The sequence below is a fragment of the Metamycoplasma gateae genome (assembly GCF_036352135.1).
Classification (GTDB): Bacteria; Bacillota_I; Bacilli_A; order Mycoplasmatales; family Metamycoplasmataceae; genus Metamycoplasma; species Metamycoplasma gateae.
Genome location: NZ_CP143578.1, coordinates 288840 through 311543 on the forward strand (window position 1 = coordinate 288840; position 22704 = coordinate 311543).

Genomic DNA, 22704 nt, shown 5'->3' on the forward strand with positions numbered 1-22704 from the left:
TTAATCGATTTTAACTTTAACAGCTGCACCCATAGATGTTGAAACAACAATGTTTAAAACGTATGTACCTTTAACTGTTTGTGGTTTTAATCTTTTAACAGTTTGGATTAATGTTTCAGCATTTTGAACTAATAAAGCTGTATCCATTGATTTTTTACCAACAGAAGCATGGATAATTCCACCTTTATCTGCACGGTAATTAGCTTTACCTTTTTTAAGTTCTTCAACAGCTTTAGCTGGATTTGTTGTAACTGTACCAGTTTTTGGGTTTGGCATTAAACCTTTAGGTCCAAGTTTTTTACCATATTTACCTAAAACTAACATCATTTTAGGATCTGCAACAATAACATCAAAATCATATTTGTCTTGGTTTAAAACTTCTGGTAATTCAGATGATGAATAAACTAAGTCAGCTCCTGCTTCTAAAGCAGCTTTTTGAGCACTCACTTCGTCAGTAGCAACTAAAACTTTAACTGTTTTACCTGTACCGTTTGGTAATACTACAGCTCCACGTAATTGTTGGTCAGATTTTCTTGTATCTAGGTTTAGTTTAATAGCTATATCTAATGATTCATCAAATTTTGCAAATGATGCTTTTTTTGCTAAATTAATAGCATCTACTAATGAATATACATCTTTTTTGTTTACTAAAGTTTTTAAAACTTTAGCATTTTTAGTAACTCTTTTAGCCATTAGTTAGCACCACCTTTTAATCATTCTTCATATCCATCAACAGTAATACCCATATTTTTTGCTGTACCAGCAACTTGACGCATTGCAGCTTCAATTGAATTAGCATTCATATCTGGCATTTTGTATTCAGCAATTTCTTTTAATTGTTCTAAAGAAATTGACCCAACTTTTTCTTTGTTTGGAACTCCGCTACCTTTTTTTACTTTTGAAGCTTGAACTAATTTAAATGAAGTTGGTGAAGTAAATAATTTGAAATCAAATGATTTATCTTTGTATACAGTTATTAAAACTGGAACAGGTTCTGATCCTCTTTCTCTTGTTTGGTCATTGAATGCCTTTGTAAATTCAGGCATGTTAATACCAACACCAGCTAGTGCTGGACCTGGTTTAGCTTGGCCAGCCATAAATTGTAATTTGGCTTTTTTAACTATTTCTTTTGCCATTTTAAAATCCTTTCGATAATTGTGGTAATAACGAATTGTTTATTAATTCTTCCACTTTTTTGGCAATTTTACATTGCAATAGCAATTATATCAAAAAAATGCATTTTAAAACTCTATTTTTTTTCTTAAAATTTAATAAAAAAAAAGAGAAATTTTTAAAAAAACTTACTTATATTAATAAGTAACCCAAAGAGAAGGTTCAAGTGCAACACAATGCCTTGGGCTTTTTTTATTATACATTTTATTTTTTTAAAATTAATAAATCAAAAAAAGTAAATAGAAAATATTCATTTTTTCAAATGAAGATAAGCATAATTTTATTATGTTAATTTTTGTTAATAATAATTATTTAATATATTCTAAATAGGTTTGTAATGGTGTCTTCCAATTTAATATTTCCCGCGTCATATTATTTATTTGGTTAACAACTGAGTCAAGTTTTTCTTGAGTTATAGTATTAAAGTTAAAACCTTTTTTGAATTCTCTTCTCAAAATTCCATTTCAATGTTCATTTGAGCCTCTTTGAAAAGATGCATAAGGTTCAGCTCTATAAATCTTTATATTTAATCATCTGGCTAAAATACCTATTTTTTCAAATTCAATACCATTGTCTACTGTTATTGTTTTTACTTCTAATTCATTATCTCTTATAATCTTTTTTAACTCTGAATTAATTATATTTGGTGATTTGCTTTGTATTATTTTTGCAAACCCTATTCTTGTTTTTCTTTCAGTTAAAGTTAAAACATTATTATATCCATTGGCTCTTTTTCCTAAAACTAGATCTGCTTCTCAGTGTCCAAATTCAAGTCTTAAATCTATAGATTTAGGTCTAGTTCATATTGGAAAAACATAATCAGCAGATTTTACAAGCCGTTTTATTACGGATGCTGTTCTTTTACCACCTTTTTTATAATATTGTCTTAATTTATCGTACTTTTTTATAACTCAATTATTAGTGTTTATTCAATTAAAAACCGTTCTTAAAGAAGGACAACAGTGTTTTGTGCTAGTTTTTATAAAATTATATGTTGACTTTATACCAAAAAACTTTTTGTCATATTTTTGTAAAAAAGCGTTAGAAAAATTTTTGAATTTTTGGTTATCCACGAATTTAAAATAATACTTATGTCTTGATCTTTCTCTTGTTTTTAAACTAGCGTGTTTAAATTCATAAGTTCCGAAACTATTTGTATTCCTCTTTATTTCTCTACTTAGGGTCGAAACACTTCGCTCGATTAATCTCGAAATCCTACGAAGAGAATAATTTAACTTTAAATAATTTTCAATAATTATTCTTTCATTATCTGTTAAATGGTTATATTTTTTTATTGTATAATTCATATGAGTTCCGTTCCGTTCCAATGGAACTTTTTCTTTTTTAATTAATATAAAAAATTCAAGTTCCACATCTAAATTTTACTTTAAACGTGTTGCACTTGAATTTTCAATTTAGGTTACTTATATTAATAAGTAAGTAAAAAATTAAAATACTGATGCAATTTTTTTAATAATATCTTTTTTAGTTTCTACAACTTCTTCGGCAGCCATTTTTATAAATGGTTCAGTTTTAGTACCATCTATTAGAATTGTTTCATTTAATGTTGCTCCTAAGAAGTTTCAAACTCCTTCTAAATAAGAAATGTGACTTGCTCATTGATATCATCCAAGCGGAGCTCCTTGGGTTGCAATGATTTGTACCTTCAAATTATTTAATAGTCCAATTGATGAACCTTTGCTTGCATATTTATAAGAAAATGTTTTATTAGCCACAGCAATTCTATCAATAAACGATTTTAATACGGTTGGAACATTAAAATTAATCATTGGTGCCGATATAACTACTTTATTAATATCTTTTAATAATTCAATATATTTATTTGAAAATTCTTCGTTATAAAATACTGAAAAATTATTAGAATTCATTGAATTATTAGACATTTCTAAATCATTTAAATCAAGTTCAATTATTTCATCATTTGAATTATTTTTTTTATATTCATTTAAAAAATATTTTGTTGCAGTAGTTGATACTGATTTTTCTTCCACTATTGGTGAAGAATATAAAACTAATATTTTTGACATTTTAAATCCTTTACATTTGCATTAAAATTGATAAATATAACATTAATATTATATTGATAATAAATAAAAAAACTTGGACTTTACCAAGTTTTTTTAATATGGTGCGGATGAAGGGAATCGGACCCTCGTATTCAGATTGGCAACCTGATGTTCTACCATTGAACTACATCCGCAATGGTGCAAGTGATGGGAATCGAACCCACGTAGTTAGCTTGGAAGGCTAAAGTTCTACCATTAAACTACACTCGCGAATTGCGATATATATTATAAACCAAAAAAATGATTTTTTTAAAAATTAAAAGTATTTTTTAATTAAAAAACAAAATTAAAATAAAATGTCTTTCTTAAGAAAATTTTTCGTTATCGAAGACATTTTATTAAAACTTACTTTTCTACTATAGTATTTAAATTGTTTTTGTTATTTAATCCTTTGTTAATTATTAGTACCATATGAGATATTTGATAGAAGGAAATTAATGTAAATAAAGAAATTAAGATATATAAAAATCCTTCGTATTTATTTAAATATTTTTGATAGATTTTATTAGTTACATTTTTTTCTTTGTCAATTAAAACTTTTCTTCAGTTTTTATAATAGTATTTTAGATTTCATAGAACATAATCTATCGAGTTTATTAACACGCATAAAAATATAAATGATAAAAATAATATAAATGCATTAATTGAAAATAATATGTATAAAATTCTTTTGTTTTTCTTATCTAAATTTGTGCTTTTTTTCTTCAAACAAATAAACAAGACACATAAAACAATTAAAGCTATTATTACTAAAATTAATAAAAAGGTTCTAAATGGTGCAAATCAAAAAATTGCCATTCCATTTTCTGATTCTTCTCCATCAATTTCTACAGAAGTTTCAGCATTATAATCAAAAATTGATGTAGTATATAAAATTGTCAAAATAAATAATGTAATTACTAAGAATGAGTATAGTGACAAAAAGGCTATTCAACTATATTTAGAACTATCACGTTTCATAAAAACCCGCAAACGATTTTCAGGTATCAGAAAAACCTATAATAACCCCAGCTATAAATAAAGCTGTAAAAATAGTTGCCACTATAATAAATATTGTCTGTTTCGTACTCATTATTTAATATACCCCTTTTCTTTAAGTTGTTTTGTCATTTCTATTCCTGTATACTTTTGTCCATTTAAATTAAACGATTTTTCTAATTTATTAGATCATATATCGCCAACACCAAAACTATATGAATATTCAAAATGTTCATCATATTGTGTTATTATCATTTGAGAATGGTTTAAACTTCATCCATAATTACACAATATTCTACCATCTTCATAGGTTCCATATCCGACTATCGCATGACCACCATCCCAAAATTTACTTTGATCTTCATCATACGAAACACCAGTATATCTTCCTGTAAATAATGTTGGTTTATTTTGGTTTGTAATTATATCTCATGTTAATTTTGGACCATTAGATCCTAAATAATAGTAATTAATTTCAGAATTTTTTCACTTGTTTCTTAGAATTGATTCTGATATATATTTTGCTTGTCATCAATTGTTAAGGCCACCGCCAAACCAAGTTTTTTGATATAAGTATTTTAAAAAATTGCTATTTAGATTTGGAATTATACTTAAATTAATGTTATTTTTTAAATCTAATTTATTATCAAAATTATCGCCTTTTAGGTTTAAGAAATTGTCTTTTTCCCAAATATTGTAATAACCAGATCCTTTAAAAAATTCATTGTACATAATTAGCATATTGACTGCTACATATCCACAAATACCACCTTTAGCCCGTTTCATGTAGAAATGCTTATCTTCATAATACGAAGGGAATTCCTTAAAATAATGATATTCAGGCAGGTCTTCAGGATTAAACGAATTTCTTACACTATTAATTCCGAAAGAATCATAATCAGCACATTTAAATCATCAAGAATTTTGTACTTCAAAATCTGAGTAAATTAGGCCATTTTTTCTTTACGTATCTTATTTTTTTTATATTCATCTGCGGTCTTAGCAGATTTTACTGCTTTATAATCTCCCATTTTAAAGTCTTCAAATTGCTTTGATTTAATTATTTTATTTTTATTTCGTTTATGATCTCCTGGTCAAGGTTTATCCCTTGTTTCAAATCTTGGTATCTCTACAAATCTACCATGTGAAATATAATTTAATTTATAAGCTTCTTTAAAATCAAAGTCAATTAACTTCATATCAGGATTTACTTCATAAACTTTGTTGTTAATATCGCTTATTACTAAGTATCCTTTATCTTTGAATCAAAACATTTTACCAGTTTTTACTTCATCGATTGAACTTATAATGTTATATGTTTTTATAATTTCCGTATCTTGTCTTCCTGTTAATTTTATAAAATCATATAAAGCAAAATACCTTTGTTTTTCATCTTTGTCTTTAAAACCATCATTGTCTATTTTAGCAGACATTGATACTAAGGGTAATGTTGTTAAAACAGGCAATAATATTAATTTTATTTTTTTCAATTATTACCTCCTTTATAACTACAGTTATAATACTAAAAATAAAAAAATGATAATAACGAATAAAAAAATGTAAAAAAAATACAAATTTTACAAATTTGTACAAAAAATCAAGTAAAAAGTTTAATTTAATAGAATTAAATAATAAGTTTTAAGTTTCAATTTTTATTAATTCTTCAAATCTAAAAGTTTATTTAAATAATATTTATACTGTTTTTTTCTTAAATTGATTTCTTTAGGCAATCCTTCTTTGATATCTTTAGCATATATTTCTAATTTATCAAGAATTTCAACTATTTTATTTTGAATTTGGATAGAAGGAATTGATACTGGAAAATTTTTCATTTCATTCATTTTCAGAAACGAAAGAGAATTATTTCTTTTTTGCTTTCTAAACAAATTACCTATTTTAAAAAATAAATAATACATAAATTTAATATTTATTTTATTAGCATCAATTTCTTCTTTCAAATAAAATGCTACCAGCTGATCATTACATACAAAATCTGTTGTTATTAAAGCATGATTACCAATACTTGCTGTTCTAGATAATATAATAGAATTCTTAGGAAAAATTTTTCTTGCTTTTGCTACTTTTTCTATAGAAGAATTTAAAATTGTCCCATTAATTCTGAGATCTTCTAAAGTAAATCAAGAGATAGACCCATTATTTCAATTACTTTTATCCGTCTTAAGAGGAGTAAAACCACCAAAAATTTCAAAAATATCAGATAATTTATATTCTGTTAAATCCAGCATCAGTTTTCATTCCAACATATTCAATAATTCGATGAATGAACTACTTAGCTCTCTCTCTCTCTCTCTCTCTAGAATATCATCAAAAGTTAATAACATTTCATGATAATAATCAAACTGTTCTTTTCTTTGTTTTATCTCAAGTGGTAGCCCAGTTTTTATATCTTTTGTATAAGTTTCTAGTTTATCTAAAATATTTGCAATTTTATTTTGAATTTCAAGTGACGGGATAGAAATCCTAATATTTTCAACTACATTAGACATTAATTTATAATTACTTGTTGATCTATTTACATATTTTGGAAATGTTATTTTTAATAAATATGAGAGATATTTAATACTCATAACTTTTGAATTTTTAGGTTTTAATATTCCACAAATATTTGTTATTGAAAATTTATTATTTCTATAAAAAACTGTTCCAGCATATTGTCCATCTGTTGTTCAGGTTATATACTCCCCATCATAATCATAAGTATTGATTTTTCCTAAAATTCCATCATTAGCGGTTTGGGAAGAATAAACAGGATATTTGCCAGGATTATCTTTTATATATTCTTTTGAGTATATTTTTCCTCTTGAAATAACAAAAATTTCAGAAAGAGAAATTCTTTTAACATTCGTATCTAATTTTTCTTTTGAATTTAGATTCATAATATTTTTTAATAACATTTCATTGTTAGAAAAATCTAATAATGAGTTTAAATAATAATCATATTGTAAGTTTCTAAGGTCTAACTCTGTTTCTAACTCTGTTTCTAACTCTGTGAACTTATCTAAAATATTGACAATTTCTTTTTGTTTTTCAAGTGAGGGTATTGATATTGACATTTGTAGTATTTTTTCTTTTTCAATACTAAACGGAATAGCATTCCTATTTGAAATATTGTAAATTTTGTGTTGATTGCCTTTTAAAAAATAATATAAATATTTATTTAATATTATTTCCTCTTTTGGTTTTAAACAATAACAAACATCATTAGCTCAAAATCTTTTTGTTTGATAATTCACAAATCCAGCCATTCCATATTGAGCAATTGTAATCGTATTTGATTCTTGGTTATATTTATCAATTTTTCCCATTGGTTTAATTCCACCACTAATTACATCAAAAGTACCATTTTCGACTAGTTGATTCTTAGTAATTCTTTTACCACGTGAAATCTCACAAACTTCATAAAGTTTTAAACTTTTAAGTTCTTTATCATTATTTTTTAATAATTTAAAATCAATATATTTTCCAAATGCATTCTTCATATTTCATTCCTTAAAAAAACAAATTATCTGGTTATTAGATTTATTATCTTAAATTATATTAAATACTTAATTTAATTTATAAAACCTTGACGTAAAAACAAAATAAAAATAAACGAGAACAAAAAAGTTAAAGTAAATATTTCTTAACGTTTTTTATTATTATTTAGGTAATTATAAAATTGAAAATAAAAAAAAATGGCGATCGTGGCAGGATTCGAACCTGCGACCACATGCTTAGAAGGCACGTACTCTATCCCCTGAGCTACACGACCGTCGCATATAATATTTTAGCACAAAAAAAAATTTGAATTAATTTTTATTCATATTTTTTGATTGGTTATCAGGTAAAAATTCTCTTTTAAAAAAGATAAATTAAAATATATAATTTTTATAAAAATAAGTTATGGAGTTTAAAAAAATGAAAAAAAAATATTTATTTATTAGCACGTTACCCATTATATTAACAGCAACTTCAGCGGTATCTTGTGTATTTTTTGAAGATTTTGGTTTAAATATAGATGATATCATCTCTTTTAAAAGTGATAAATTTAAGCAGGTTAGAGCAGATTTTAAGAATTTTTCAAAAGAACATTACAATATTAAAAGTAAATATATTAATTTATATTTTGATATTAGTAATCAAGCTACTCAAAAAAATTATTCAACAGAACCATATGTATCGATAGAGGATATGGTAAAACATTTAAATGGTTTCTTTAATATAAATGGTTTTAAAAAATATAATATAACTAATAACAAAGTTATTTTTAAAAATCAAAATGGTAATATGGAATTAGATTTTGATAAACAAACAATAAAGTTATCAAGTGAATCGTTTTTTAACTTTGTTGTTTCATCAAATTCCACAAACTATTCTAGGTTTTTAAAAGTATCAAGCATTAAACTAATAAATAAAGAAGAAGAAAAGGAAGAAATAATTTTTGATTTAAAAAAATATAATATAAAAATCTATAATGAATCAAATAAGGTATTAATTCCTTTAAATATTTTTAACACGCTTTTTTGTAGCCAAAACTATTACAACCTATATTACAACGGAAATAAAAATGTTTATGGAAAATATTTTAACTTAAATGAAAATGACAACAATATTAAAGAATTAAAAAATTTTGATTTTTTTAACAAAAACGAAACAAATGAAAAACGTTTATATAATTTAAATAATCTTATTTTTACTCTTGATAATTTTTATGGCTTAAAAGAATATAAAAAAATAAATTCATTCGAAGATTATACTAGAAAACTAAAATCACAATTATTAAGCACAGAATACGAAACATATAATAAGGCATACACAAAATTAATTTTTGAAAATTTAAATGAATTACATTCAAGTATTGATCTATTAAGTTTAAGCACGCCAATTAATAAAAGAATTAGAGATTATATTGAAAATATTGGTCAAAGCAGAAGAGAACACATAAATGTATATAATTTTCTTGAACAAAAAAGTGCAAAGCTAAGAGAACAATTAAATAATAAAAAGTGAAACATTTACAATAACTTTGCCTATATCACATTAAGTGGGTTTAGAACTGCACCAGATAACCAAATTAATAATGGTCAAGAAGAAAATGATTCTTTTGAATACATGCATTCTGTACTAAACAAAATATCAAAAGAACACAAAGAAGTAAAAAATATAGTGATCGATTTATCTAGAAACGGTGGTGGAAATATTGGTGCAATGTATCGTGTTTTAGGGTTATTAACAAACAAAAACATCGTATCTCACGAACACTCATCTTTGTCAAATAAAAAAGTAACTTATGAATATAAAGTTGATGCAAATAAAGATGGAAATTATAATGATAATGATGCATTTTCACAATATAACTATTATTTTTTAATTTCTAAAAATACTTTTAGTGCTGGAAATTCTTTTTCAGGAATTGTTAAAGAATTAAACATAGGCAAAATAATAGGACAAAAATCAGGTGGCGGAACTTCTTCGGTTCTTCCAATTGTTCTAACAGATGGAACAGGTCTTACAATTAGTTCCTCATCTATGTCATTATATTTTGATAAAAATATAGAAAAAAATCTCGAAGAAGGTGTTGATCCTGATATTAGTTTAGAATATAATGATTTCTATGATTTTGAAATATTAGATTCAATTATTAATAATAAAAATAATAACTAAATTGCCAAATTTAAAAAGAATGAAACTCAAATATTAAAGTTTCATTCTTTTATTTTTATTTATTTTAAATAATTTAAAATCTGACAGTTTAATTTAATAAAAAATAATTGTTTTATATTTTGATCTTCAAAATTTCTGTTGCAATATCTAATGATACAAACTTTGTTAGCGTCTTTAAATCTGATTTTAATATTTCTTCGTATGAGCCAAAAAAATCAAGTAATTTTTCTTCTGTTTTTTGCCCAATTCCTTTTATATTTGTTAAAGGGCTAGTTATTAAATTTTTATTATGTCTCTTGTTATATCATTTTTTTGCATATTGGTCAACGTCAAACTGTATTTTTGTCAAAAAATTTATAATTTCTTCATCTTCAATTGTGATTTCTTGGAAATTTTGATCGATAATTTTTGAAAAAGTATGTTTATTATTTTTAACTAATCCAAATACTTTTATTTCTATTTTTAAATCATCCAATATTTTTTTAATAGCTTTAATTTGTTCGATTGAACCATCAACTAAAATTGTTTCAATTTTTTTATGGTAATACTTTAAAAAGTTTTGAGCATTTTGTTCCATATAATAATTATCTGAGTTTCCAAAAAAATCTTTTTTTAATATAAAAGCTCTTTTTAATTCTCTTAAAATAGATCCGTTATGATATACAAATGCAGCACCTACTACTTCTTTGTTTCTAGCGATAAATGAATTATCAAAGATTACAAATTTTGACAAATCTGCTTTTAGTAGATTTGTCATTTTTTTTACTATTTGAGTGGTATTGTTTTTAGATTTGATTAATTTAATTTTATTTTCAATATCGTTTTTAGCATTTTCATTTGCTATAGCTAATAATTTTTTACTTAAATAAATTTCTTTGCTTATTCTTTTGTTTATTTCTTCATTAATAAAGCAATTTTTAAAATTAAAAGGTAATATTATAGAATATGGAATTTGATTTTTTTTATAATAATCTTCAATAAAGTTAGAAAATGTATCAACTATTGTTGTTTGAATTTCAAACTGAAAATCTGTCTTTGAAATTAGAAAAGAAGATCGATAATGCATAATGGTTATAAACAAATTTTCTTTATATTCATATATTCCAAAAACGTCAATATCTTTTTTTCCTTTTAATTGTAAGTTTTGTTTATTTTCTTCTTTATAAAGATAATTATGTATTTCTTGGTAATCAGCGGCCGATGAATAATCCATAATATCTGAAAAGTAATTTATTTTTTTTATCAATTCATTTTTAAAATCTTTATCAAATTTTATTATTTTCTTAGCTTTTTCAAATGTCTCATCAAGTTTCTGTTGTGAAAAATTTTTAATTGGTAAACCTTTTTCATAAAGTAAAATTCTTCTCAAATAATCCATTAGTAATTTATATTTACTATGTTTTACCAATGGTCCATAATATAAGGAGTTTTTAGTTTTCTTATAATTATTAACTAATTTAATGGTAATTTTTTTATCACTTTTTGTAATACAAATATAAGGAAAAGTTGCCTGTGTGGGCAACATAACATTGTACTTAGGTTTATACTTATTTATCATGTTAGTTTCAAACATGATAGCTTCCATTTCTGTTTGAAAAACGACTGTTTCAAAAGAAGAAACTTCATCCAACATTTTAGGTGTTTTGTATGAGTTTCTCATATTTGGATCAAAATATTGGCTCATTCTAGATTTAAGATTTTTAGCCTTGCCAACATATATTATTTTTTGATTCTTATCTTTTCAAAAATATACACCTGGATTTGTAGATACTTTTTTTATTAAATCTTTATCTATCATATTTTTACTTATCTAAATTATCTTCAAGAGCATTAACAAGAATATCTATTCTCTTGAATGGATCAATATCAAAATCATTTAAAATAATTTCATATGCCTTGTTATCATAAATACCAAATTTAGGCTCTTTGCTTTGCAAATCTCTTCTTAAATTAATATATTTAAGTGGGGTTTTATCTTGTAAGAAGCTTATATCAAAGTTATATAATGGTTTGAATTCTCTTGTTATTTTTACATTTTCAATTTTGTCTTCAAAGGCACGGTAGTAGAAAATGCTGTTTAAATTATTTTTTCTTCCAATTGAAATTAAAAGTCCATAATTTTTCTCTTTAATTTTCATAGCTAAAACAGCATATGGTTCAACTAAATAATTTTTGTTTGTTTTATCATCTAAAATTAAAGCAAAATATGGATGAGTTAATGATTTTATTTTTTCCATTTCATCATCATTTAATTCATATAATATCGCATTATCAACCAATGGGAAAAGTTCGTTTTGTTTTTCTAATTCAATAAATGCTTTTAAATTCATCTCATTTTCATTTGGCGAATTAGAAAATACCATATCATCAGTTGCAAGATAATATTTACCATATTCCAATTTAGTATAAACATAAACATCTTCAATAATTTCGTTTGTATCTGTAGTAATTACATTGACCTGAAATCTTTGATATTGTGGAAACATTTCTCATCTATCAATCATAAATAGCTCTTCTTTTGTTATTTCAAAAACAGTTCCTTTAACTTGGTGAGCAATATCTTTTTTTAATAAGAAATAATTTGTTTCATCCACACACTTCGCATAACCATTTAAAATCGCTGGTTTTCTTATAACATTCGGTGATAATAAATTTTTATAAAATAATTCATCTTGAATTGTTCCGTATGAAAATAAATATATTTTTTGTTCTTTTTCCATTATGTACTCCTTAAAAAATAATGATAAAAAAATATTTGTATTATTAAATTATATTTAATATTTTGGTTTTTAAATCTTAAAACTTAAAAATAAAATATTATGATTTTTTAATGTTTAAAACTATGGAATTTTTATTTTGTTTTGGTTTCTTTTAGAAATATATTTTTTAAAAGAAAATGAGAAAAATACAAAAACTCAAAAAAGTTTTTTTTTTTTTTATTTTGCTATAATTTTTTAAATAATAAATAAAAAAAATCAATTAGGATTAAGGTAAAAAATGAAAAAAACAAAACTAAAAATATTATTAGGTTTTCTATCTGTTGGTGCAGCAACTGCTTTAGGTTTTAGTATCGCTCCATTAATAAAGGGTTGCGTTAATAAGAATGAACCAAAAGCCCAAAAGAATGAATTTGAAGAAGAACTTAAAGAATTAAACATAGAAGCTGACGTTATTTTAGATAAATCACTGAATTTAGAAAGAGAAGTTGAATTATTAGAACTTTTAGAAGAACAAAAACTAATTTCAGAATTAAAAAGTAAATTAGATATTTTAAACAGTAAAATTCAAGAGAAAAATTACACTGAAGATGATTTTAGTGATATTTATTATCAAGAAGGTAAAAAAGTTTTACTTCCAGAAACATTAAATAATGAAAAATTAGTTCTTGCTACTCAAAAGAACTTAGAAAAAGCTAAATTAGTTGGTTCAAATTACGTAAATAACCTAGATTCTTGATACACAGAAGAAGAAAAAAATAAGTTAAAAGAAGCTATTGAGTCTTCAACAACAATAGAAGAAGTTATTGAAGCTTTAAAATCAACAAAAGAAATAGCAAAAGAAAGAGAAACATTTTTAAACAATGTAGAAGCTTCAAATTACTTTTCACAAGATGCAAAAGAATTTATAAAAGAAGAGTTCAACAAACACAAAGATCAAGAAAAAATCGAAAACTTTATCGACAGTTATACATATGTTGAATCAATTAAAAAACATTTCTTTGATGCTCATTTAACTGACGAAGCAGATTTTGATGAAGCTATTAAGTACCAATTTAGAAATGAATACTTAGGAGCAGTTAATGTTGAAAAAATTAAAGAACTTGAAGATAACTTTAATGAAAGCGTTGAATTAAAAAATCAATTACTAAATGTAACATTAAAAGAATATAAAGATATAATCGAAGCTGATAAAAACAATATTCATAAAACAGAAGATTCAAGTGTTGCAAGATTAGTTATGCAAACACAAGCATTAAGATTATTATTTGTTTCAACCAAGGAACAAATTCAAAAAGCAAGTGAAGACATTAAATACTTAATTTCAATTGCTGATGACCAAGAAGAATTAGAAAAAGTTTATTTTAAAAATAGATTTGAAAAAAATGATGAATTAGATAGTAGTGAAGAACACAAATTCGGACCACACTTTGCTTTATCATTTATATATTCTGATGAAAACTACAGACCATTTGAGCAAATTTTTGAATACGAATTCAAAGAAGAAGATTTTACAACAGAAAATAATGCTCATTTAAATCCAATTTTAATCGACAGACACAATGATAAAAATATTTTTATTTTAAATTGATTTGACGATAAACAAAATGATGTTGCAGTACATCCACACTTTGTTAATGTTTTCAACTTTACAAGCCCACTATTTAACTTTAGTGAAGGTATTAAAAACTTAGAAGGAGCAAATGGTTTTAGTTTCTATCATCTATTTTCAGGTTTCTTTGCAGAAAAAGATGTTGAAAAATTCAATAAACAATATTTAATTAAATCTCCATTAATTAAAAAGCTATTCCAACACATCAATGACCAAAGAGTTATAGAAAAATATAATGAATACTTTGAAGCAAATAACGTAGATGTTGAAAAAGCTGTAAAAAGAAATCAATACTTATTAAAATTAATAGGTGAAATATATTCTAACAAATTAAGTTTAAAAGAAATTTTAAGAAACGAAGTTATTATTGAATACTTCAACTACGGCCAAACTGAAGAAGAAGATAAAATTGAAGAAAACTTAAAGAAATTCTTAGAAGTTTTAGACAGAAACATTGAATAAAACAGTTCAATTCTCATAATTAAAAATCAAGGATTAATATCTCCTTGATTTTTAATTTAACCTAGTTTAAATTAAAAATTGCTTTTTCTATATTCATAACAATTATCGTATTAATAAAGTAACTTATTTGAGAGTTTTTATCTAAAAAGGTTTCATTTGCTAATTTAAGTTTATTCACAAAATTATCGTATATAAAAATTTGCGAATCTAAATCATTTGCATTTTTTTGTTTCTCAATTAATATTTTTGCTTCTTCTTCGATCATATAAGGATCTCCAAAAATATAATAAGGGATATATTTATCGCCATGATTATCAAATAATATAAGTGCTCCACCTTTTCCATTGTCTTTGATAATATTTAATAAATTATTAAGTTGGTTTAACTTAAATTCATTTATGCGATTATGATTTTGTAAATTAATTATTATTTGATTATCTTTTTCAAACTCTTTAAAAAATAATTTATACGAACTAATAAAATAAACATTTTCCTCAAAAAATATATCATTCAATTCATTATCATTTTTTAAATACTTGCTTACAGAAATTGAATTATAAAACTTAATGTTGGAAACTTTTTTATAAATTACAAAATCGCCAAGTTCTAAAATTGGATAAATCGAATAATTTTCTTGATTTTTTACAGGACTTAGTAATGTTGAACAAATCATTATTTCTCCTTTTTAAAATAAAAACCACAAGACACTGCACTTCTCGACATGGCTGCTATATTTCTATCCTGACCAGTTTACAAGGTTGCTGTTCTCATGGCTTAATAATTATACTATATTTTTATTGATTAATCTATTGTTCTGCTTTTTTTGTTAAATAACAGTTTAATATAAACTGTGTTAAAACTTTTTTATATTTTTTTATTACAAATCTTCACCATCTAGAAAATCACCAACACCAATGCCTTCAGCTTTTAATTTATCATCTTCTGATTTCTTTTCTTTCTTAGCTTTATCTAAAGCTACAGCTACTTCTTTTTCTTTTGTTTCATAAAATTCTTTGTTTTTTGAATTTTCTTCAGCAGTATCTATTTGGTCTTTTATTTCTTTTAATTTCTTTTCTAGTTTAGATTTAACGTTTTCATATTTTTTATCTGAAAGATCTACTGTTGCAAATTCGTTTGCTTATTTTACTTTTCTTCGTATTTTGCTTTTGCTCTTCTATTTCTTTATTTGCAATTTCTTGATCCTTTTGTGTTCTATCTTCTTTAGCTTTAGCAATAGCTTCACTTATTTTTTGAGTAGCAAGATCGAAGTCTTCTTTAGAACTATCATCATTTATACCTTGACTTGCAGTATTTTTTTCAGTTTCTAAAGTTAATTTAATTTCTTCATATTTTTCTTGACTTAATTAAGTAATTAAATCATTTGCTTCTTTTGATTAGCTTCATAAGCTTTTACTGATGCCTCTAATTCTGTGTCTTGTTTAATTTTCTTTTCAACTATTTTATTGAACGTTTCACTTAATAAAGAAGTTTTTCATCGTAAAATTCTTTTGTGATTGATTCCTGTTTTTTTAATTTCTTCTTTAATTTCAGTTAATTTTGAATCTAATTCCGATTTTAAAATAGCATATTTTGTACTAGATAATTTCGTTGATGAATAGTTTTCAACTTCTGCTAATTTATTTTCATACTATTTTTTTGAAGCATTAAATAGTTCTGCTTTTTGATTGTGTTGAGCTTTTTTTATTTCTAGCTGTTTCAAGAGCAGAATTTAATAAAACTGTAGCTTCTTCATGATATTTTTTTCCACTATTTTCATTTATTTTAGAAATAGCTTGTTTCTTTGATGCTTCTAATTCATCTTTAATACCTTTATATTTTTCATCTGCTAAATCAGTTGAAGAATAAGAATTTAATTCTTCTATTTTTTTATTGTATTTATTCTTTTTAAGCTTTTAATTCAATATTTTCGTCTTTATTTATTAACGCAACTGCCGTTGTTGTTCCAGCAGTTATTGCAACTAGGTCTGTTGGTATATCAATTCATAACATTAGTTTTTTTGATTTATTCATTTTTATTTCCGTCTAAATTCAGTTTTATTTTCAATATAATTCTTTTTTTATATCTCAATTTATATATAAATTTCAAAAATATTTTGGTTTTAATTTATAACATAAAAAAATAAAAATGTGCAATAGTGCACACTTTATTAACGTCTGTTGTAGTACTCAACAATTAATGATTCATCAATTTCTTTTGCAAATTCGTTTCTTTCAGGTAATCTATTAAATGTAACTTTATTGTTTTCACGTGTTAATCATGCAGCTGTTGTCATTACTTCTAATGCATCTTTTAAGTTTGCATTATTTTCTAATGAAGCTTTAATTTCGATAACTGAACCTGGTTTAATAATCATTGAAGGAATGTTTGCTTTGTGTCCATCAACAATAACGTGGTTATGGTTAACAAATTGTCTTGCTTGTGCTCTTGTACGTGCAAATCCAGCTCTAAATACTAGGTTATCCAATCTTGACTCAACTAATTGAAGTAAGTTTGTACCTGTAACTCCGCCTTTTCTTGAAGCAACATTAAATAAATTTTTGAATTGTCTTTCATTTAAACCATACATAAATCTTACTTTTTGTTTTTCATACATATGTAATTGGTAATCTGATGGTTTAGATCTTTTAGCACCGTGTTGTCCAGGAGCTGTTGTTCTTTTTTTACCTTTTGTGAATTCTTTATTATTTTCTAAAAGAGATGTTCCATATCTTCTAGATTTTTTAAAAATTGATCCTAAAAATCTTGACATATTTTTCCTTTCAATATGCAAAGACAATTTAATAATTCTCGATTATATTTTTTTCTCTAATGATTTCGGCATACAGCTTACTTACTTTCAAATTTAAAACAAAGAAAAAACATTTAAACAATATTATTATGCTGTGTCAATGCGTCAAAATTATACAATATTTTTAAAAAAAATACCAAATATTATATATTTGGTTTAAAAATTTACTAACGGTGTTTTGTATTTTAGGCAAAACTTTTGCATAAATTTCTTTATTTTTTTTGCAATGTTCCCTTTTGTTTTTTCTTTTTCTTGAACTAAGAAAACTAATTTTGAATTTGAAAAATTATATTTTATTCCCATTCATTCATTTTTGTGGAAATTAATTTTTGCGATATATTTTTCGTTGTTATTTTTGTAATAATCTTTTATATTTTCAATCGATGAAATTTTTAATAAAGCTATTGTGTCTTGAATATATAATTTTGTTTCAAAATCTGTAATATTTAACTCATGACATTCTAATTCAAATTCATTAATTATTAATTTATTACTTTCATTAACATTTTGATTATTTATATCCTCAAATTTCATTCCTTGAGTTTGATAGTAATTTAGCATATCGATCAAGATATTAAAAAATATAAATGAATCGTATTTAATTTTTTTATTATTTTTTAAATAAACATTATAGCTTTCATCAAAATATAAAAAATTATTTTCAGTATGTTTTTTATTCTCGAATTTTCAACTAAAATCTAGATTAATTTTATATCTTGAACAGATATTAATTAAATACTCTTTTTTTACAAAATGAGAAGCATAAATATTGCTTATTTGTTTAAATTCCTCATTTGTTTGAACATAGTTATTGATAAAAGATAAATAATTACATAATAAATTACTTATATCAATCAATTTATAAACAAAAGAATATTTGAAGGAATAATCTCTTCTATATAAAAACAGTTTTTTATAATCATAAGAAAATTTAAATAAATATTCAATGTTTTTTAAAGTATTTTTAAACAATATAGAGTATTTAATTTGTTCAGGTTTTTCATCTCTAATATTGTTTTTTAGAACCTTATATTCAACATCGTTTTTTCCAAGTATTTTTTTTATAAATGTATTTTGTAGCGGTGAATCAATTATTGCTATTTTAAGCATATGATTTGATGTATTAGTAAATTTATTAATAAGTAAATAGTTAGTATACTCATTTAATAATTTATTAAAGTTTATATACTGGTTTGGTGTTGTATTTTCTTTAAATGATTCCATTCTTATTTCTTTATACTCTTCAATGATTGAATTAATAATTTCACTACTTAAAGGATCATTATTTTTATTAAAAAATGATATGCAATATTTATCTTCATCATTGAATTTATGAAGATAAATTGTTAATAAAAAAGATTCAGTTAATGTGTTGCTAAATGACAAAAAAGCTTCTGTTACAGGATTATTTTTTTCAAATGCTAAAACCTTAATTTGTTTGCTAGAAATTTTTTGAATTATTTGTTTTTCAAAAAAAGAAAGGTATTTATTACTTCCATCGTTTGCAACTAAAATATTTGCAGAAATTGATTTATTTTTTGAAAAAATATTGTTAAATGCTTCGAATAGTAACAAAATTGTTATTTCATTAAAATTATTAAATCCTGCTCCAATTTTTCCAATTATACTATTGTGTCTAACGCTAAAATATTGAGTTTCTTTTGAATCTCAATTCTCTAAATAATTTGAAAAAAGTTTAGTTTTCATAAATACCTACTTTATTAAATCTAATAATCTTAAAATAAATTGATAAATAGCTTCCTTAGTATTTAATTTATTTTTAGCATTTAATAATAAATTATTAAATGCTAATATTTTTATATTTTCTCTAAATTTAGCACTAATTTCATCGATTGGATCTGTAAATGGAAATAATTTATCATTAAAAATATTATCTAATAATAAATTGTAAGCTTCATTTTTGTTATTGGTAATATTTTTGTATTTTTCATAAAAGTTATTAGTTGGAAATACATAACCTAAACTAAGGGATAAATATTCAATAGGACTTAAAAGAACTTCACTTTTATTATATTCCCATGGTAATAAATTATTTTTATCATACAACCATCTTAAAAATAAATCTATTACTTCATTTTTTTCTTTAATATTTGATTTTATTATTGACAAAAAAGTTCCTTGCATAAAATATGAACCATTTTTTTGTTTATCATCTTTTCTTATGGGCACATTTTTTATTAAAAAATTTTTGTTATTTGTTTCAAAAAAATCCTTATAAAAATCAAAAACTCTAGACGTTATAATTGTAAAAAACTGGTTGTTTAAACTTTCTATATTATTCTTATTTTTGATTTCGATATTAATAGTTTTATCTTTTAAATTATTATAAAAATTAGATATAACATTTTTGAAATTATCATCCTTATTTAATGCTTGATAATAATTTAAATTATATTTATCATCATATTTTAAAAAGTACTTTTGATAATCTGAACCAATTTCTTTGAAAAGTTGTTCAAATAAAAAGTTTTCAACATGTCTAACGTATAAAATATCTAAATTATTTTTTATTATTGATTCATTTATTAATTTACAAAAACGATTAAACTTAATATCTTCTTCAAATATTGACTCATCTAGTTTTAAATCTCAACTTATTATTTTCTCTTTATTAAAATTAAATTTAAACGATTCACGTTCTTCTTTATTGAAATCTTCTATTATTTCTTTATACATTTTTAGATTTTTAAAATTTAAGATATTTTGATTATCAATATTATTTAACATTATATATGTATATAATGAGTTTAAATAATGTCCTAAGATTTTTTTATTTATTATCAAAATCTCTGAGCTTATACCAATGGGTAAACTATAAATTTGATCTTTATTATCAAAACCTAAACGGTTGTTATAATTAACTATTTTTTTATCCAATCCAGAAATTTCTAAAATATTATCTAATTTATAAAGTTTATTATTACGTTTAATTTCAGAAAGAATTGATGGATATGAAATAACTATTGAGGGAGTTCGTTTATCATTGATATTCATTTCCAAACTAACTTTATAATTTATTTCTTTTTTATTAAATATATTTCTAATTTCTATTTGATTATTTTTATATTTTAAATCAAGAGTTTGATTGAAACGATTAATAACATTTTTAAAAGCTTCAAAAGACTTTTTTTCATGAGATTCAACAAATGGTATCATTATTGAAACTTTTTCTAATTCTTTATTATCACAAGAAATAGAAAAAGCCATTGATAATGGCAAGGTTGATAATGAAGCTATCTTTAAAATGTCTTTCTTATTCATATTTTTTTATTCTTGAGTTTTTAATATTCTTGATGATATTACTTTTGCAACAATGGTTCCATCATTTGTAGCAGTTGTTATTTGTCTAATGTCTTTTTCAATAACGTCGCCAATTGCAAAAATATTTTTTTGCTTTGTTTCCATATTTTTATCAACTATTACAAAACCTTTTTCATTTAATAATTCCTTATCTGTAATAAATGATGTGGCTGGCTTAAATCCGATATATGGAAATACTCCTTTTATATCCATTTTTGTTTCAACGCCATCAATTGTTGCAACTATAGATTCTAATTTATCATCGCCTTCCAATTTATTAATTACTGAATTATAATGGACGAAGATATTTGAATATTTTTTAACATCTTCAACTATTCTAGCTTCAGCTCTTACTTCATCACGTACAAAAATATGTACCTCCGATGCAGTAGATGCAAGGTAAACAGATTCTTCAAAAGCTGAATTTCCGCCACCAATTATTGCACAAGGTTGATTTTTAAATAGTGCTCCATCACAGATGGCACAGTATGAAACTCCTCTATTATTAAACTTTTCAATGTTTTCAACAGAAGTAGGAACTAAGTTAACCATTCCACTCGCTATAACTACAGCTTTTGCTGTATATTCATCATTATTTTCCAAGATTACAACTTTTTCATTATCGGAAACATTTTTTATATCAACTACTTTTCCATATATTTGTTTAGCACCGTTATTTTTAGCTTGATTTAACATATTTATTGATAACTGAATTCCACTAACAAATTCATAGCCTGGATAATTTTCTATCTTTGATTGTTGAACCATTTTGCCTCCAGGTGCATATGATTCAATAAACCCTACATTGTAATTATTTCTTGAAAGATATAAAGCTGCTGTTAATCCTGCAGGTCCAGCACCAATAATTAAAACATCAAATTTTTTATCCATAATTTATCTCCTTATAAAAAATTAAACATTAGCTTGTGCTAACGTTTATATTTTCTTTTTCATCATTTTTTTGTAATGCATTAAAACTACTTTTAAATAAACGTTTTTTATTATTTTTTGGTTCATAAACAATAAAGTAAAAGAATTTATGAGTTCATTCTTTGTTGTATTTATAAACTTTATATACGTTGTAATTTAACTTAACTACAAATTCAAAAATAACAGTTAATAATAATCCAACGATGATGTATAAAGCTGATATTACTTTATAAATGTTGTAGCTGTCTTCACGTAATGGTTCCATTCCAAAACGTAAAATTCCGTAGAATAGTATATATAAACCACCGGTTGTTCCAGGTTTTAATCAATTGTAATTATTAAGAATTCAAACTAGAATAATATAACTAAAGAAGTTAGCAATAGATTCATATAAGAATAAAGGCATACGGTAATTACCATTGATATACATATGATCTCTAATTAATTTAGGTAATAATTTGAATGCTAATGAGTTTTCACTCATAACTTGCCCATAAACCTCGTGGTTTGCAAAGTTTCCTCAACGACCTATAACTTGACCTATTAAAACTGCAGGTAGGATAATTGAAAATGCCTTTTTAAGATCAATCCTTTTTGGGTTTTTTGAAAAAATGATATAGATAACACAGCATATGGTTGCAGTTATAACACCACCATGGATTGACAATCCACCTTCCCATACATAGAACATTTTATATCACGGCCCATTAGCCCATCCTTTATATTCTATCAACTGTTGGATAACAAAAACAAATCTAGCTCCGATGATAGCGGTCGGTAATGCTATGAAGATTAGTATTGCTAATTGTTCAAAAGAATACTTTTCTCTTCTTCAAAAATAATATACAGTAAGAATTGAAGCTAGCATTCCAAGCATCATTGTTAAAGAATAAACATAAAATGGGCCTACTTGCAAGCTTATTCCTGCATAATCTTTCATACCTTTCTCC

At 23.9% G+C, this 22704-nt stretch carries 19 protein-coding genes, 3 tRNA genes and 1 other RNA gene; 2 read left to right on the plus strand and 21 right to left on the minus strand.

Going from position 1 to position 22704, the window contains the following annotated elements:
- From rplA to V2E26_RS01430, 11 genes are all read right to left on the minus strand, one after another.
- The gene (rplA, locus tag V2E26_RS01380; RefSeq protein WP_330463659.1) at positions 1-693 is read right to left on the minus strand and encodes a 50S ribosomal protein L1; all 693 of its coding nucleotides are present in this window, start codon (positions 691-693) and stop codon (positions 1-3) included.
- Positions 693-1136, minus strand: a complete 444-nt coding sequence (gene rplK, locus V2E26_RS01385; protein ID WP_330463660.1) for a 50S ribosomal protein L11 — start codon at positions 1134-1136, stop codon at positions 693-695. The genes rplA and rplK overlap by 1 nt, the downstream gene beginning before the upstream one ends.
- Before the next feature lie 345 nt (positions 1137-1481).
- A complete protein-coding gene (locus tag V2E26_RS01390) occupies positions 1482-2480 on the minus strand; it encodes an IS30 family transposase (RefSeq protein ID WP_330463266.1) in 999 nt (332 codons plus the stop codon).
- A gap of 141 nt (positions 2481-2621) precedes the next feature.
- Complete coding sequence (locus V2E26_RS01395; protein ID WP_330463661.1) at positions 2622-3221, minus strand: FMN-dependent NADH-azoreductase; 600 nt, start codon at positions 3219-3221, stop codon at positions 2622-2624.
- A gap of 99 nt (positions 3222-3320) precedes the next feature.
- Positions 3321-3394: transfer RNA gene (locus V2E26_RS01400), tRNA-Gly, on the minus strand.
- A 2-nt stretch (positions 3395-3396) separates the two neighbouring features.
- Positions 3397-3470 (minus strand) — tRNA-Gly (locus V2E26_RS01405).
- A 135-nt stretch (positions 3471-3605) separates the two neighbouring features.
- A complete protein-coding gene (locus tag V2E26_RS01410) occupies positions 3606-4220 on the minus strand; it encodes a hypothetical protein (RefSeq protein ID WP_330463662.1) in 615 nt (204 codons plus the stop codon).
- 111 nt (positions 4221-4331) lie between these two features.
- Positions 4332-5186, minus strand: a complete 855-nt coding sequence (locus V2E26_RS01415; protein ID WP_407942414.1) for a putative cysteine peptidase — start codon at positions 5184-5186, stop codon at positions 4332-4334.
- Complete coding sequence (locus V2E26_RS01420) at positions 5186-5728, minus strand: hypothetical protein (RefSeq protein ID WP_330463664.1); 543 nt, start codon at positions 5726-5728, stop codon at positions 5186-5188. Before V2E26_RS01420 ends, V2E26_RS01415 begins: the two co-directional genes overlap by 1 nt.
- Before the next feature lie 165 nt (positions 5729-5893).
- Positions 5894-7738, minus strand: coding sequence for a restriction endonuclease subunit S (locus V2E26_RS01425; protein WP_330463665.1), 1845 nt, complete (start codon positions 7736-7738; stop codon positions 5894-5896).
- Between the two features lie 196 nt (positions 7739-7934).
- Positions 7935-8010 (minus strand) — tRNA-Arg (locus V2E26_RS01430).
- A 146-nt stretch (positions 8011-8156) separates the two neighbouring features.
- Between V2E26_RS01430 and V2E26_RS01435 the strand changes: the two genes are divergently transcribed.
- Entirely contained in the window at positions 8157-9902 is a 1746-nt protein-coding gene (locus V2E26_RS01435; RefSeq protein WP_330463666.1) for a S41 family peptidase, read from the plus strand.
- A 112-nt stretch (positions 9903-10014) separates the two neighbouring features.
- Here V2E26_RS01435 and V2E26_RS01440 read toward each other — a convergent pair whose 3' ends face one another.
- Both V2E26_RS01440 and V2E26_RS01445 read right to left on the minus strand, forming a co-directional pair.
- Positions 10015-11700, minus strand: a complete 1686-nt coding sequence (locus V2E26_RS01440; protein ID WP_330463667.1) for a GIY-YIG nuclease family protein — start codon at positions 11698-11700, stop codon at positions 10015-10017.
- A gap of 4 nt (positions 11701-11704) precedes the next feature.
- On the minus strand, positions 11705-12622 hold the full coding sequence (locus tag V2E26_RS01445; protein ID WP_330463668.1) for a gamma-glutamylcyclotransferase family protein: 918 nt from the start codon (positions 12620-12622) through the stop codon (positions 11705-11707).
- 277 nt (positions 12623-12899) lie between these two features.
- Here V2E26_RS01445 and V2E26_RS01450 point away from each other — a divergent pair, with 277 nt between their 5' ends.
- Entirely contained in the window at positions 12900-14693 is a 1794-nt protein-coding gene (locus V2E26_RS01450; protein ID WP_330463669.1) for a hypothetical protein, read from the plus strand.
- Positions 14694-14754: 61 nt separating this feature from the next.
- On the opposite strand, the gene V2E26_RS01455 is transcribed toward V2E26_RS01450, so the two are convergent.
- The 8 genes from V2E26_RS01455 to lgt form a co-directional block, all read right to left on the minus strand.
- The gene (locus tag V2E26_RS01455; RefSeq protein ID WP_330463670.1) at positions 14755-15366 is read right to left on the minus strand and encodes a hypothetical protein; all 612 of its coding nucleotides are present in this window, start codon (positions 15364-15366) and stop codon (positions 14755-14757) included.
- A gap of 12 nt (positions 15367-15378) precedes the next feature.
- Positions 15379-15473, minus strand: an RNA gene (gene ffs / locus V2E26_RS01460) — signal recognition particle sRNA small type.
- A gap of 1125 nt (positions 15474-16598) precedes the next feature.
- Positions 16599-16724: a hypothetical protein gene (locus V2E26_RS01465; RefSeq protein WP_330463671.1), complete on the minus strand. Its 126-nt coding sequence runs from the start codon at positions 16722-16724 to the stop codon at positions 16599-16601.
- A gap of 137 nt (positions 16725-16861) precedes the next feature.
- Entirely contained in the window at positions 16862-17464 is a 603-nt protein-coding gene (gene rpsD, locus V2E26_RS01470) for a 30S ribosomal protein S4 (RefSeq protein ID WP_330463673.1), read from the minus strand.
- Between the two features lie 195 nt (positions 17465-17659).
- Positions 17660-19210, minus strand: coding sequence for a hypothetical protein (locus V2E26_RS01475; RefSeq protein ID WP_330463674.1), 1551 nt, complete (start codon positions 19208-19210; stop codon positions 17660-17662).
- A gap of 6 nt (positions 19211-19216) precedes the next feature.
- Positions 19217-20785: a hypothetical protein gene (locus tag V2E26_RS01480; RefSeq protein ID WP_330463675.1), complete on the minus strand. Its 1569-nt coding sequence runs from the start codon at positions 20783-20785 to the stop codon at positions 19217-19219.
- A gap of 6 nt (positions 20786-20791) precedes the next feature.
- Complete coding sequence (locus V2E26_RS01485; RefSeq protein WP_330463676.1) at positions 20792-21715, minus strand: NAD(P)/FAD-dependent oxidoreductase; 924 nt, start codon at positions 21713-21715, stop codon at positions 20792-20794.
- A 28-nt stretch (positions 21716-21743) separates the two neighbouring features.
- Entirely contained in the window at positions 21744-22694 is a 951-nt protein-coding gene (gene lgt / locus V2E26_RS01490; RefSeq protein ID WP_330463677.1) for a prolipoprotein diacylglyceryl transferase, read from the minus strand.
- Between the last annotated feature and the right edge of the window lie 10 nt (positions 22695-22704).